Origin of the sequence: Xenococcus sp. PCC 7305 (assembly GCF_000332055.1) — a bacterium.
Classification (GTDB): domain Bacteria; phylum Cyanobacteriota; class Cyanobacteriia; order Cyanobacteriales; family Xenococcaceae; genus Xenococcus.
In genome coordinates this window covers 1-13,777 of sequence record NZ_ALVZ01000078.1, presented here as the reverse complement: position 1 = coordinate 13,777, position 13,777 = coordinate 1, and the positions used below count along the sequence as shown (strand labels likewise).

General features: G+C 36.1%; 16 protein-coding genes and 2 pseudogenes. 7 read left to right on the top strand and 11 right to left on the bottom strand.

All coding sequences use genetic code 11. From position 1 onward, the window contains the following. Positions 1-283 (top strand): annotated as a pseudogene (locus tag XEN7305_RS28855) (hypothetical protein); the annotation flags it as partial. A gap of 344 nt (positions 284-627) precedes the next feature. On the opposite strand, the gene XEN7305_RS02675 reads toward XEN7305_RS28855, so the two are convergent. From XEN7305_RS02675 to XEN7305_RS02655, 6 genes are all read right to left on the bottom strand, one after another. Beyond that, the gene (locus XEN7305_RS02675; RefSeq protein WP_052035121.1) at positions 628-3,633 is read right to left on the bottom strand and encodes a phage/plasmid primase, P4 family; all 3,006 of its coding nucleotides are present in this window, start codon (positions 3,631-3,633) and stop codon (positions 628-630) included. 413 nt (positions 3,634-4,046) lie between these two features. Next, positions 4,047-4,208, bottom strand: a complete 162-nt coding sequence (locus XEN7305_RS30240; RefSeq protein ID WP_369792504.1) for a CopG family ribbon-helix-helix protein — start codon at positions 4,206-4,208, stop codon at positions 4,047-4,049. A 390-nt stretch (positions 4,209-4,598) separates the two neighbouring features. Continuing rightward, positions 4,599-5,531, bottom strand: coding sequence for a hypothetical protein (locus XEN7305_RS02670; protein WP_144053185.1), 933 nt, complete (start codon positions 5,529-5,531; stop codon positions 4,599-4,601). Between the two features lie 13 nt (positions 5,532-5,544). Further along, positions 5,545-6,198: a hypothetical protein gene (locus XEN7305_RS02665; protein WP_006507790.1), complete on the bottom strand. Its 654-nt coding sequence runs from the start codon at positions 6,196-6,198 to the stop codon at positions 5,545-5,547. Then, positions 6,191-7,201 (bottom strand): telomere resolvase, encoded by a 1,011-nt coding sequence (locus XEN7305_RS02660; protein ID WP_006507789.1) that lies wholly within the window; start codon positions 7,199-7,201, stop codon positions 6,191-6,193. The genes XEN7305_RS02665 and XEN7305_RS02660 overlap by 8 nt, the downstream gene beginning before the upstream one ends. Before the next feature lie 2 nt (positions 7,202-7,203). Then, complete coding sequence (locus XEN7305_RS02655; RefSeq protein WP_006507788.1) at positions 7,204-7,824, bottom strand: hypothetical protein; 621 nt, start codon at positions 7,822-7,824, stop codon at positions 7,204-7,206. A gap of 152 nt (positions 7,825-7,976) precedes the next feature. On the opposite strand from XEN7305_RS02655, the gene XEN7305_RS02650 reads away from it, so the two are divergent. The 6 genes from XEN7305_RS02650 (at position 7,977) to XEN7305_RS02625 (ending at position 11,178) form a co-directional block, all read left to right on the top strand. Beyond that, entirely contained in the window at positions 7,977-8,639 is a 663-nt protein-coding gene (locus tag XEN7305_RS02650) for a site-specific integrase (RefSeq protein ID WP_006507787.1), read from the top strand. 108 nt (positions 8,640-8,747) lie between these two features. Further along, a complete protein-coding gene (gene parA / locus XEN7305_RS02645; RefSeq protein WP_006507786.1) occupies positions 8,748-9,413 on the top strand; it encodes a ParA family partition ATPase in 666 nt (221 codons plus the stop codon). Continuing rightward, positions 9,385-9,642, top strand: coding sequence for a hypothetical protein (locus tag XEN7305_RS02640; RefSeq protein ID WP_006507785.1), 258 nt, complete (start codon positions 9,385-9,387; stop codon positions 9,640-9,642). Before parA ends, XEN7305_RS02640 begins: the two co-directional genes overlap by 29 nt. 150 nt (positions 9,643-9,792) lie before the next feature. Continuing rightward, the gene (locus XEN7305_RS02635) at positions 9,793-10,239 is read left to right on the top strand and encodes a hypothetical protein (RefSeq protein WP_006507784.1); all 447 of its coding nucleotides are present in this window, start codon (positions 9,793-9,795) and stop codon (positions 10,237-10,239) included. 26 nt (positions 10,240-10,265) lie between these two features. Then, positions 10,266-10,952, top strand: a complete 687-nt coding sequence (locus tag XEN7305_RS02630; RefSeq protein ID WP_006507783.1) for a hypothetical protein — start codon at positions 10,266-10,268, stop codon at positions 10,950-10,952. A 22-nt stretch (positions 10,953-10,974) separates the two neighbouring features. Continuing rightward, the gene (locus tag XEN7305_RS02625; RefSeq protein ID WP_006507782.1) at positions 10,975-11,178 is read left to right on the top strand and encodes a hypothetical protein; all 204 of its coding nucleotides are present in this window, start codon (positions 10,975-10,977) and stop codon (positions 11,176-11,178) included. Positions 11,179-11,289: 111 nt separating this feature from the next. On the opposite strand, the gene XEN7305_RS02620 is transcribed toward XEN7305_RS02625, so the two are convergent. The 5 genes and pseudogenes from XEN7305_RS02620 to XEN7305_RS30235 all read right to left on the bottom strand — a co-directional run. Beyond that, positions 11,290-11,733: a type II toxin-antitoxin system VapC family toxin gene (locus XEN7305_RS02620; RefSeq protein WP_006507781.1), complete on the bottom strand. Its 444-nt coding sequence runs from the start codon at positions 11,731-11,733 to the stop codon at positions 11,290-11,292. Then, complete coding sequence (locus tag XEN7305_RS02615; protein WP_006507780.1) at positions 11,733-12,002, bottom strand: hypothetical protein; 270 nt, start codon at positions 12,000-12,002, stop codon at positions 11,733-11,735. Before XEN7305_RS02615 ends, XEN7305_RS02620 begins: the two co-directional genes overlap by 1 nt. A 351-nt stretch (positions 12,003-12,353) precedes the next feature. After that, entirely contained in the window at positions 12,354-12,728 is a 375-nt protein-coding gene (locus XEN7305_RS02610) for a DUF5615 family PIN-like protein (RefSeq protein WP_006507779.1), read from the bottom strand. Positions 12,729-12,730: 2 nt separating this feature from the next. Next, positions 12,731-13,168, bottom strand: a complete 438-nt coding sequence (locus XEN7305_RS02605; RefSeq protein ID WP_006507778.1) for a CopG family transcriptional regulator — start codon at positions 13,166-13,168, stop codon at positions 12,731-12,733. 289 nt (positions 13,169-13,457) lie between these two features. Continuing rightward, positions 13,458-13,702 (bottom strand): annotated as a pseudogene (locus XEN7305_RS30235) (IS6 family transposase); the annotation flags it as partial. Between the last annotated feature and the right edge of the window lie 75 nt (positions 13,703-13,777).

Genomic DNA, 13,777 nt, shown 5'->3' with positions numbered 1-13,777 from the left:
TTATTTTATTCTCATGCAGGTGGATCAAGCCTCTTGGCATATTTCCGATAAGTTAAATATTCCCGAAAATATTCGTTTAATTCTCCAAACCTCTCGCAGCCCTGAACTTAACCCCGTTGAACACTTGTGGGAAGCCATTCGAGAACACTATTTCTACAACGAAGTTTTTGATTCTCTTGAGAAAGTCATTGATACTTTATGCGAAGGTCTCAACTTTTTCAATTCTGTTCCTGAACAGCTTAAATCTATGACTTACTTTCCTCATTTGAGAATTACGTTTTAGAACGCGAATTGGTATGACTTGAGCCAAACAGTTCAGAGCCTTCTCAAATAACTGTTGATTTTTGCGTCCACAGTGTAATTCCCACAAAAATCGACTAGCCCTTATATTCAAGATAATCTTGTAATTTTTAACTTTTGCAATTATGTAAAAATGTAATTGAGAATCTAAAATGTTGGGAAATTCTAAAAAGCATTAAAGACCACTTTCAATGTTTGATATAAAAAGTACAGGATAAGAAATTCAAACATCACTGTAAAACAGAGTAATTTGTCGATCTACAACATACAGCGATCAGCAAAGCAGATCTTCTCGAGATCACGATTACTCAGATTCAATTTTAATTTTTAGACCTTGTTGAGTTTAGTTAAATTAGCTAAGCCCTCCCAAACAGTTTTGTCTGAATTTAGATAAACAATCTGATAAAGTCCGCTTTGGTTATCGAGACTAATAACTTGAGCTTCAACTTGCTTATTTTTAACGATTACCAGATCGCCAACCTCAATAGCTGAAAATTCAGGCTCTTGACTGTTTTCACTATCGAACAAATTACTTTGTGTGGTTGCTTCAATCTGTTCTAATTGCTGTAGTTCAGATTCAGTTAGTAAATTAGCTTTAATCCAAATTATTTCTGGTTCACTGACCTCTCCAGTTGCATAAAGTTTAATCAGATCATTATTCGTAACAGAATTGAAAATTCTTTCCTTAACTTTATAAGCTCTGTTTTTTAAGGTGTAAATATCACTACTGTTTTTATAGGGATAGCTTTGCCAGTTGATTTTTGAGGTGACAGCCTCGGTGACAGCCTCGGTGACAGCCTCGGTGACAGCCTCGGTGACAGCCTCAAAGCCTTGCTGTGACTGGGTAGTGACCATAGTGCCTACCTCAAAGAAATTATTCAAAGAATTATTGTTTTTGACTTCTGAGGTAACTGTGACAGTTGAAGGATTGTCACAAGAGGTAGAGAAGTTATTATTATTTTTCTCATTAGTTAAAAATAGGTTGTCACCTCTGTCACCTTCCTTATTTGACAAAGGTTTTAGGTTGTCACCAAGGTTGTCACCAAGGTTGTCACCAAGGTTGTCACCTTCTAAAATTTCCTCAACAGTGGGGTTATCATCTAAATAAGACCTTAATTTTAAACCTTTAATTGCTCTAATTGTTTGGCCTGCTATTTTGACACGAGCTTTAGCAGCTTTCCATCCTAAAGTACGGTTAACTAATTCTAATAATTCGGCTGAGAAATTTTGCAGTGCTTTAGTGGAACGATTAGATCTTTGACAATAAAGAGAGTAGCTACCATATAGAGTAGAACTTCCAGCATCATAATCAAGATCGCCAAACCATTCTTTACCATTACTGCCAATTGGAACCATCGCATTACTATCTTGAATAACCCATTCGTTGACCCAAGCAGCAAGCCCATCACTTCTAATTTGAGATTCCCAAACTGTTCCAGAAAGAGATTGTTGTCCGATACCCTTGAGGGTATTTTCTATTTCGGAGATCGGAATATTTAACAAATAGCTGGTGAAAGCCCCCAACTCGGAATTAAATTCCGCCATCAGATTACGTTTTTTCTCATTCGGGCATTGATACTCAAAGGGAATCATATTGACGCGACGAGTTAACCAACTTCCTATATTGGTATGAAATAAAGGAAAATTACTGGTAACAACTACTAAACCTTGAAAGACAAACTCGAAGCCATTTTCAAATAATCTGCGACCTGACAATCTATCTTGGCCAGTCAAGCGTTTGAAATTACTCATCTTCTTCGGCGCTTTATCCTGATCAGGTAGCACAACTAATCGCTTGCCAAAAATACGAGCTATTTCATGTTTATCTTCCAGGTCTGGTAAATTTAAAGTGGCCGTATTTTCTTCACCGATAATCGCAGTTAGCAAAGTGGTGAAGGTGGATTTCCCACCACCACCACCACCGATCAGATGCAGGAATTTTTGCAGATCGTTACGCCCTCTGAGTACCGCCGCCGCGAAACAAACTAGTAATTGTTTATATTGTTCATTGCCTTGAGTAGCTTCGTTTAACCAAGTATCAATGTTGTTCCATCCCGTTTCTACTACGGTGTAATCCCGTGGCAGTTGCCAAGTAAATCTAAATCCTGGACTATGTTGGTGTAGTTTGTTGGTCGCTAACTCTAAAACCCCATTGCGGAAAGGCAGCCAATCGGTTGAATTTTTTTCCTCCCATTTACGCAGGAATAATTCCCGTTTCAATGTCCCTATAATATTTTCGATATAGGCATTGGCTCCATAACCGACAATATTTCTCGCTTTGAGAATGGCATGAACTTCGGCGGCTAAATATTCTTTAGAAACCATAGTCCAAATGCCTTTAGTTTCTAAGCCGTAGGCTAACCAAGATTTTAGTTCGTCACAGTAAACCCAGTAATCTCGATATTTTTCGGCAATTTTGGTGCCTATAATATCGGCTTTAGGGGGTTTGATATCAAAAGCATCCTGGCCATGTTCGAGATACCAAGTCTTAAAGCCAGTAGATTGGGTAATAAGTTCTTGGCGAAATTTCTCAATTCCGTTTTTCTGAATATAATCGTCGATACCTTTACCCTCACTTTCGTCCCATTTAGGTAAAGTGTAAACTGGAACTTCGTATTTCAGTAGTTGGGTGGCTAATTTAATTAATGCTCTAATAACTGATTTATTAGAATAAGTATCACAGTCAAAGGCTAGGATAAAACCAAAACCTAATTTGGCAAATCTCTCTAGTTCGGGAACGAGATAACGTTTTCCTTGAGGATTATCCTTACTAGAAGTTAGTCCCATCTCTACTCCCAGAAGAGCTAAGGTAGGAATATTGTGAGAACAGGCAGATATAGCTTTAAATCCCCCCTCAGTTACTAGTAGCATGGGATTTCCATCGATCTGGTAACAATTTTGCTTAAGATCTTCGATATTAATCCAGTAGGAATTGTCTGTAGGATGTTTGGGTAACAAGGCATCGTATTCATCACCAGCAGCAGTTCGATATTTGGGGGCTTTTTTACCCTGTCTATTGCTCCAGGGTTTATCGGGGCGGAATTGGAATTGACCGTTGGCACCTTGAATTAAAATTCCTGGTGATTTAGCTGTGTATCCTAGTAATTCACTCGCTTCTTTACTGGTTACTGAGCTACAGTTGGCAAGAATCCAATCAACATTTAAGCCCCTTTCTTGACAAAAATGTTTCAAATCATTATTTTTTAGTCTTTTATAAGACTTTTTATTTTTATTACTGTTAATTGCTGCGTTTTGCTGTAAATTTAAACTTTCTTGGGCTGAAGCGCAATCATTTTGTTGATGTTTTTGCTTTGAATCTTGTAGAATGGGCATAACATTATATGGCTGTGAAAACGTCATGGTCATAGCTGCCCTCAGTTATTAGCTGGAGCAGAGTTATGTACGAAAAAAATCAAAAAATCGTTAGCTGAAGAATCTTTGGTCGGAGACTTAGCTAGCGGTTTTTTAACTTTGGGATATATACAGATTTAGCTTGACTTCATCAGAGCGGAAATCGCTCAAGGTGTGATTTGCCATCTTAAGGAGAGCATAAAAAACTTTTTTTGATATGTTTGACATTTTCAGAGAGAAAATTGTTCTGCTCATTTCCTTACTTCCAATCTGGGATTTCCCTAGTTTCCTCTAAAAAATGAAAATATTCAAATTTTGCTAATTTTTTTGAGCTTGACCGTAAGATAAACAGCTAAAAAAAATTAAAGATTTAAGGTAATTTGTTTGAAATATCTTTAAGTGTTAGTTGGTAAAATTGAGCCGTAATATGCAATTAAAATAGGCTTTTGCAAATATTGGCAGAGTGCATCCCGGATGAGATCACTTCGACTTCTCTTTTCAACTTTTGCACGATCTTTTATAGCTTGTTTTTGTTGTGATTCGAGCTTGAAAGTCATTCGTGTCATGGCCATTTTTAATCTTCCTCGGTATTTTGGGATGATCTATGAATAGCTAATTTTCTCTTTTTTGTATATAAGGTGTTTATGTAAAAAATTGTAAATTTTGCACTTAAACCGCGTCTACTTTGAAACCCGTAGTCTTCAAAAATGCCAATACTTTGAACCTGAAAGCCTTAAATAATAGCTTTTAGCTCCTGACTTCTTGATCTCAAAACTCGAGTTTTCTATCTAGACGCGGTTTAAGTGAAATTTTTTGTCGAGTGACATTTTGCATTAATATATAAAAATTTGATTATTCGCAATTAAGTAATTATTTTATTAACATTTTTTCTTAACTTAGTAATATAAATAAATTACCCAATAGTCCTTAAATATGATTTTAAACATCTAAATTATTTTACCCTCTGACCATTTATTTGATAAAAGTTTTAATGGCCTGTACTTAGGATTGCAATTTGTCTCTATCTGAAGACGACAAATTTTTCTAATTGCTTGTTGTTTGAACTCATACAACTCTTTTAATGGCTCAATATTTTGTAAGCTGGCAATAGAGTAAAAAGTATGATTGATTTTTCCTTCTAAATGACCGTTGGGGATATGTTTTTTTAAAAGTCCTTGATATTTTTGTCGTTCTTCATTGAATAAAGATTTTTTTAAATCTTTATTATAAAAAAATGCTAATTTTTTATAATCCTCGTTACTTGAAACATAATAGTCGTTTAAACATAAGTAAAGAGGGTCTTCAAATTTATATCTAACTATATCTTGAAATATTTCTAGAGGTGAATAAGAAAGATATCCTAAGTCACTAAAAAAATTAGGTAGATATTGTTCGATAATATTTGAATATTTATAAAGCATCTGCCATGTAGCAAGTAAGACATCAGCCATATTAATAATAAAATCATGCATTATTTCATCAATAAAGCCTTTTTCTAATATCTCCTTTAAAAAAGGTCGTAATTGATTTTCAAGTAAAAAAGATAATCCTATTGAACAGGTAGTCTCTTTTAAGTCTGCCCATAAAAGTAGAAACTCTAAAGAAGTATCACCTTCTATAAAATATTCATCTGGATTATTAATAATAAAAAATGCAGCATTAATGCTATCTTTGTGAATTTTATCTATAGGAAAATTTTTATCGTTAATATCTAATTTTTCATATTCAACTTTTGTTCTTATTCCCTTTAAAGGATGATTAGATATTTTAAGATCAAGAAGAATTTTTTCAATTGTTATTTCATCATATTTTTGTAAATATTTTTCAATATCTAAAGTTTCCATCTTTAAAAATTCAGAGAATGATATTATTTTTTTCATGGTTTATAAATTATTATTTTTCTTCAATAGTAACTGTTTTCTCTTTAGTATTAATTAATATTATTTCATCGGACTTTTCTTCTTGTACGAATAATACATCTTCAGATTCACGGAATACCGTAGCAATTCCATAATAGCGACGGATAATCTCAAAGGCTTTGTTATGATCAACGTTTAAATCAAGTCCAGTAGCCTTAGTATAAATATCAAATAATAGTCTTAATCCTTTAATTTGTTCCATGGGAAATTTAGTTTTTCCCTCGGAATAATCGATTAATTTTTGATTTAATATTGCCGACAATCTAAAATAGTTTTCAGCTACGGATAATCGCAAAGATTGGATTTGTTTTTCACATTTCTCATCTTTAATCGCTTCTTTAATGTCTAAATCGATTTTCTTTAAATAGGCTTGAAAATCTACAATTGTCGGATCGGGTAATTGATTAGCAATACTATCTACTTTAGGAGCTTTCTTGACCTCTGAAAAAACTTTAGGGTCGTAACCTTCTATATGGTTATTAGCATGTTTTCTTAAGGCGGTATCTGTTATTTGTAAACCTCTATCGCAACACCATTTAGCCAGGTAGGTAAAACTAGCACCTTCCATGATCTTCAAATCAATTTCATTTCGTAACTTAGAAGTACAGGCTTTACATTTTCTAGGCATAATAATTCAGTAGTTGCTCTAAATGTACATCACTTATTTCATAGTCTAAATAAGATTGTGCCGACTCAGTAGAATCTTCGGTATGACCCATGATTTCTTTAATAAATAAATCTTCAGTACAACGAAAACCATATTTCGAGTGACGATATAATTGCCAACAAATAGCAGAATAAGCACTTCTCAAATTATGGGGATTCAAATAATTATTTTTTCCTGAAGGTAGGGGTAAGAGTTGGGTTTCTTCAAATACTTTGCGACATTTTAAACCTAACTCCTTAGAGCCTTTAGGTCTTTGTCCTGGTTGATGGGGTTTATACTCCCGTAACCAGGCGATGACTTCATAGATCGTATCTAATGGTGCTAAAAGCGGGATATTATAGCCGATATCATCTTGAGATTTGCGTTTTACCTGACCAGTGAATAGAGCTGATTCAATGGTATTTTCTAGCCATTGATTTGTTAATTCATTTTGACAATTATTAAAATTAGCATCTTCAAAATTGCCCGTGATTAAAATTTCACTATGTCGTCTGCCAGTCAACAGATATAAGCCTAAGGTTTTGCTAATATAACTTTCACTATCTAGAAGTGATAAAGAGGTTTCAATAACTTTTACCGCATTAAAACTAGGTCGATGGGTTTTATCTTTCGTGACTCTAGAGCGATCGCGTTTGGTAACATCCTGTTTTTCATAATCTTCCAAATTAAAATATTTCAGTGCCTTATGGAAATAAATCTTTTCCCCATTCTTGATTTTTGAATAACTATTTTTCTCATTAGTCGCTAAAGTTTTAATTTCCTTGCGATATTTAGAAACTTGTACCTTTAATCTTCGAGCATCACCTTCAACAGCTTTCGGATAGCCAGCCTCGCTAAAAAGAGTTTTGATATTGAGTTCCCTTCTCAAATAATCTAATTCGTGATTACAAAGAATTTTTATCTCCTGCTCATCGGTTAGAGGTTGTAGCTTGGTGAGAAATTCTGCTAATCTAGCGATCGCCATTTTTAGTTAACTCCTAACAACTGCTCGAAGCTAAAGTTTTTACCTTTGCGATTATCTTTATCCGTCAGTGAATGCTTCTGATTATGGTCGTCAATCATGATGTGATAATCGTCAAAAAACTTGTTGATAGCTGCTCGATTTGAACCTGTCAACTTAAAAATAATGCCTCGGGTCAAACAGACTTTGTTCGCTTTTTCCCCTTGAGCATTATTGTGATTGATGATCATCTCTACAGCTTGATTGATGCGATAACTGGCCACACCTTTGAAAGGTTTTTCCTTCAACTCCTCATCGGTTAAATTCTCGAAATCATATTCTTTTTTCGATACGGAATTTAAGTATCTAGCTCTTTGTAAAGTTCCAGCCTGCACGATCTCTAATAAAGAGCAATCACTATTCTTTATCGCCTCTGTGACCTCTTGTAACTCCTCAGCCTCCAGTGCCAGCAACTCCTCGTTAATACTGGTGGCAGCAGCAGGAGCGGCAAAATTATCTAAGAGCAAAAGCAAAACCTGTTCAAAATTTTCGCAGTTATGGAGATCGCGAATGGCGATGAATCTGTCTTTGATCTCTTGACTCGTTCTGATATTAATGCTTGGTTTTTTAAGAGCTTTGTTAGACATTAGCATAGTTGTTTAAATACTCTTGTATACTAACATAAATCTTGTATACTGTTAAGACTATATATTAATAGTTAGACTTCTTAAAAATATTTTTATCTTGGGGAACTAATTGTGATTCGATTAAGAATAAGGACTTCGATGGTAATGCCGCCATGAAAATAGACCGACATGGTAAAGCGAAAATTTTAACTCCAGAAGAAATACAATTATTGTTCAATCACGGGACAGATAAAGACCGAGATCAGGTGTTATTTGGTATTTGTCTTTATACAGGTTGTCGAATTAATGAATCTGTCACCTTACAAAAAATTGATGTCTACGATCCCTACGGTCAGGTTCGGCCAGAACTAATCATCCGCAAGAAAAATACTAAAAATAAATTGGCAACTCGCACTATCCCAGTCTTAGAAGAATTACGATTATTACTGAGCAATTATCAGACCCGATACGATAATCCCTATTTATTTCCAGGCAAGGGTGGTAAGGGTCATCTACATCCTGATAGTGGCGCTAGATTACTTAAGCAAGCTTGTCAGAGAATCGGTTTAATCGGTATTAGTTCCCATAGCTTTCGCCGTACCGCTTTAACTCAAATGAGTAACGCCGGAATTCCCCTCAGAATCATTCAAGAAATCTCAGGACATCGTAACCTCGAACAATTGCAGAGATATTTAGAGGTTAAACCTGAACAGGTTAGAGGAGCGATCGCATCTTTATCAATGTTGTCCCATATTCCTCGGGAGCGAGATGGGATATCCGATATTACAGAAATCGAGCAGCCGAGTTCTATGGACTTAAATTCTTACAAACAATGAAGTTAAATGATTTTTGCTCGCAAGATTTTTACAAAAATACATCATTTCAAAATTACTTAATTACAAATGTAAAAATAGGCATTTTCTAAAATACAAAAACCCCATCCCATGAAAATAGGCATTTTGAATCAAAAAGGTGGTGCGGGCAAAACCACCATTGCGTTACATCTTTCCCATGCCCTAGCCTTACGCAATTACCAAGTGATGTTAGTTGATGCTGACCCCCAAGGATCGTCCAGGGATTGGGCAATGGCCAGAGAAAGCGATGCTCCTTTTAGTGTTATCGGTTTAGATCGCCCGATAATCCATAAAGAAATCGCCAAATTAGCTAAGGGCTACGATTATGTCATTATCGATGGTGCGCCGAGAGTTTCTGACCTGACCAGATCGGCAATTTTAGCGGCCGATTTTATTCTCATTCCCATACAGCCTTCGCCCTTAGATATTTGGGCAGCCCATTCGGTGGTTGAACTGATTCAAGAAGCCGAAATCTATAAACCCAATTTGATAGCAAGGTTTGTTATCAATCGTAAAATCGTCAACACTGCGATCGCCAAAGAGGCGGTAGATGTTTTGCAAGAGTATCCCTATCCCGTATTAACAGCGGCAATTTCGCAACGAATTGCCTTTGCCGAAAGTCTCAATATTGGCAGTACCGTATTAGAAACCGCTCCCAAAACTATCGCGGCATCTGAAATTAATGCCCTAGTAGACGAATTATTACAAACCATCGAACAAGAGCGTCATGTCACAGAAGAAATCATCAAGGCTTAGTACCAAACCAGGAAAAAATCTCGCAGCTCAAGATCCTGATAATTGGGTCGAAAATCGTAATCAGGATATTTCGACCCAATCCGAAGTCAAGGGAAAAACTAAACGGATCACCTTTGAAGTATCGGAAAAACAGCATCAGGCAACTAAGATCTTAGCTGCTCAAAAAGGCATGACGATTAAAGAGTTAATGCAATCATTATTGGTTACTGAATTAAATCAGAACCCATAAGACTCCAATTCAGGTTACAAATTTACAAATTTACAAAGTTACAAATCTACAAGAGTAAGTCATCAATTAATTCGTTGACTTTACGTTGGTTTTTCGTTAGAGTTAAATTAAGGAAGAGGTTTTAATTGTGTTAACAAAGAGGTTTTAATTATGTTAACTACCAAAACTCAGAACAGAAAATTCAATCTAAGGTTAACTAGAAGCTGGCCATCATTTGAAAAGTTTCGTAGTGAAGGTGCTAAAGCTTTAGCCTCAATCAAAGATGGTGCAATCGCAACAATAACTACAAAAACAGGTCAATACAAAATTATTGAAGAAAGTGACTTTCAGGCAATTCAAGGTTTAGCGCGAGATGTAGATCGTCTACAAGGAGGGTTAAGCATGATTACTGTGGCGGTACGTGCAGTCCAAAAACATCCTGATGAAGAAACTATTGCCGTTTTGACACAAGCAGTAGCACAATTAGGTGAATTACCACAATTACCTACCAGAAATAGTTTCCAACCTCTTGAAGTTGAAAACTTAGGTTGGGAAGAAGAAGAAGACGACGATCTAATCCTAGATCCCCATAAAATAGAGCGGCCACTTGAAGCATAAAATAGTACTTTGGAGGTTTAACCTAGTTGGGTGATACTACACTATCTAATAGCAGTCCGCCAAATAATTTAAAGGATCTAGAAACTAGGTTACAAGATCTTTCTCACAATACCGACACCATAGAAATAATTAAATCCTTCGCTAAAAAACTCGGTAAAACAGGTAAAAAACAAGCAACTTTTAATGCTAAGGGGGCGTTGGTACGTCAACCTATTGAGTATCAAAAAATGCTTACACAAGGTTTAATAAGTGAAGAGGAGGACAGTTTTGAACTTCTACAAGGTGATATTGTAAGTTCTGATTGTGCTTATTTTATGGGAGAACGCATCACGAATACTAAGTTTGTCATTGCAACTTCTACCTGCGATCTTGTTCCCAATCGACGTCAATATGCAGCTTTATTTCGCATAGAGCAAATTACTCAAGATTATCCCAATATCAAAAGTATTCTAGGTAATCTACTCAGCTTTAAATCAACAAAAAATATGTATCTGCCACCCTTACCAGGAGATTCATCTGATGTAATTGCCAATGCCATAGTGTTTGACGGGGTAATACAAATAAAACTAGAAGATTTATTGCGAGCTACGCGTCACGCCAGTCTGAGTTTAGTAGGATGGCGTATATTTGGTTGTTTAGTGCGTAACATTATGGTTCGAGCGGGAGAAAATGAAGTCAATATGAGGACTAGTCTTCAAAATAATCAAGCGTAAAAAATTTTTTAAAGAATTGAAGATGGATATGCCTTTAAATTCACAAAAAGACAAGCGATCGCCTACAGTCAAAAACATCAAAGTCAATGGGGAAGAGGCAGAATTATTAACCCCAGAACAGATCATGGTGGGTAGTAGAACTAAAGTAATGACCCATCAGGAAAGACAAGCTTATCTAAAAAATTCTGAATTAGGTAAGAAACTAGGAATCTCCCATTTAATGTAGCGATCAACAGCCAACTATAGATAGAACTTTAAGTTGGCCACCAGATAAGAGATCGCCTAACGTCGTTGTAGCAGAAACACTTCTTACCTTTAATGTCGAAAGCGTGAAAATTTAGACCCACGATTCTAAGGCAAGTGGTTCTACCTGTTGAATGCGTTTAAAGTCACTATCGGCAGAGACAACTGTGAGATTGTATTGAATTGCTGTAGCAGCAATCCAGAGATCGTTGTCTCCTATGCCCAGGCTTTGTGGGTTAAAGTTTCGTCGCTGTTTCTTATCTTTGGGACCAAAAACAGTAACCAGTTTTCCTTTGATAGAGCCGTAAATTTCAGCAGTTGTCAGGTTGATAGGGTAAAGGTCGATCATGTTGAGAAAAGCTCTGACCTGCTGCATATTAGCTGCTGTTCGCTCGGATTTAGCTACCATGTAGGAAAGTTCTCCCAGGACGATGACACTAGTAGCAACATCTGCTTCACTGTGAAGTTGTAGTTGCTGAATGAGGGTAGGATCACCGAAGATGATGCGGCTACAGTGGTTGGTGTCTAGTAAATACATCAGAACTCAGTTGGAGAACGGGTGTCGTAAACCAGCTGGAGACATTCCTCAAAATCTTCACCCTGCCAAGTTCCAGCAAATTTCAGTAGGTCTTTACCTTTAGAACCATGCAGTATGGGTTTCCCTTCCTTAGTTGTTACTGTGCCCGAGGTGGTGACAGGTTTGATTGCTCTGGTTTGGAGGTATTCGAGATAGTTAAGAATTTGTTCCAAAATCGGTTCAGGTGTGGATTCGATCGCCAGCAGCAATTGTTCTTTAATAGTGGTCATAAGCAATTGGGTATCTAAGAACTATCTTTATTCTGGCTCATTTCCGTTATCAAACCAAATCATACCAATACGATCATCTCAAGCTTCGAGAGTGAATTTGTCAGAAACGAACTCGGCAGCAAAAACTGAGAAAAAAACTATTATTAGCAAAATAGCAATATATAGATCAGACTATCAGTTGGCCACCAGATAAGCGATCGCGTACAGTCAAAAGCCTTAAAAAAGATAATCAGTAAAATCTTAATTTGTAAAAACAAAGCTACAAATTAACAAAAACACAAAATTACAAAATTACAAAAATAAAAAATTACAAAAAGTCTAGATAGATAAAAAAATAAGCCGCTAAGGGGGCTAAACGGGCTGGAGAAAAACTAAACGATTTTGCCAATCATCTTGAGCATAATGATCCCAAAGCCAAATTAGAGAGCGCATAATTAGACCAAAATTATTAGAAGGAATAGATAGGTCGTCAATAAAAATTACACCAGCATGGGAAATTTCAGCAGCTCCCCATTCGACTAATAAAGGAGGAATTGTTTTTAAATCATAGGTTACTAAAGTCAAATTAGCATCATTTGCAGCCATTAAAATTAATTCGTCACCATGACCTAACAATTTACCTTCTTGCCAATGGAACAGAGAAGTTATGGCAATTTCAGGGCGCTTTTTTTGCATCTCGTTGGCTACGACAGGTGAAATATTTTCATCTAAAAGGAACGATAACATTGCTATTGCTCAACCAAGACCTCAGAAGGAACCTTAATTAATTCCACCTGGGGTAAAATCCGTTTCAACGCAGTATAGTTGAGAGCTCGATAATCCGAGATCCCATCTTCAATTTCTACGGGATAAGCTTCAGCATAATTAAGGGCGGCCAAAACCCATTCTAGGGGGCGTTGAAAATGTCGGACAATTTTATCTGGTTGTAAATCATATTTTCGAGCAACGATCATAACTTGCCAGACAGCCAGATTAGAATTTTTCATGTATGCAGAACGCCCGACAGCAGAATTACGAAATTCAATAAAAGCAAATTCAGTCTCTCGCAAGGACTCCTCGATCAACATCGCACCCGTTTCACTGGGAGTTTTACCCAAACGACGAGCAAATCTTTTTAAGCGTTCGGCAGTATCATCAGGTAATCTAGTACTAACTACTTGAGACATAATTAAAGGTAATTACAATAATTACATTGTAACTTGAAGTGCAGAAAAGGGAATTTCCCGACATTCGAGATTCTCAATAATTATTAGGTATTTAGGTTTTATATAACTGTTTTTATAGTAGTTTACAAAATTACAATTGTTTATAAATACAAAAGTAAAAAAGTACAAGATTATCGAGAAATATCTTTCTTCGCTCTGATAGACATACGAATTCTCCCATCTGATTTCGAGGTCTCAGAAAATTATAAACTTCATCCACTGCTAGACAAAATCTTTGGGCAGCTTGAAAGTGAGTGAAGACAAACCCTCTAAGCAAAAAGAGCTCTGCGACATCTCGATACTGAGTTTATAGCGTACCCGACAGAATATCACTTGAAAGATAATGTCTGTGGGAACTTCAACATAGTTGAATTGAGTATTGCTACGTTCATTGTAAATTCGACGATATAGCTTACACCGGAACATTCTATAACCTAGATTAGTAGTTCTTTGTAGCAGTGAAAATTTAGTTGAGCAACAATGTGGACAATTCATTCCAAGCTTTTGTCATAGAATTTATGAAACATAGCTTATCAGAATCATTTTTGGCTACTCAGTTCTGACAGATTA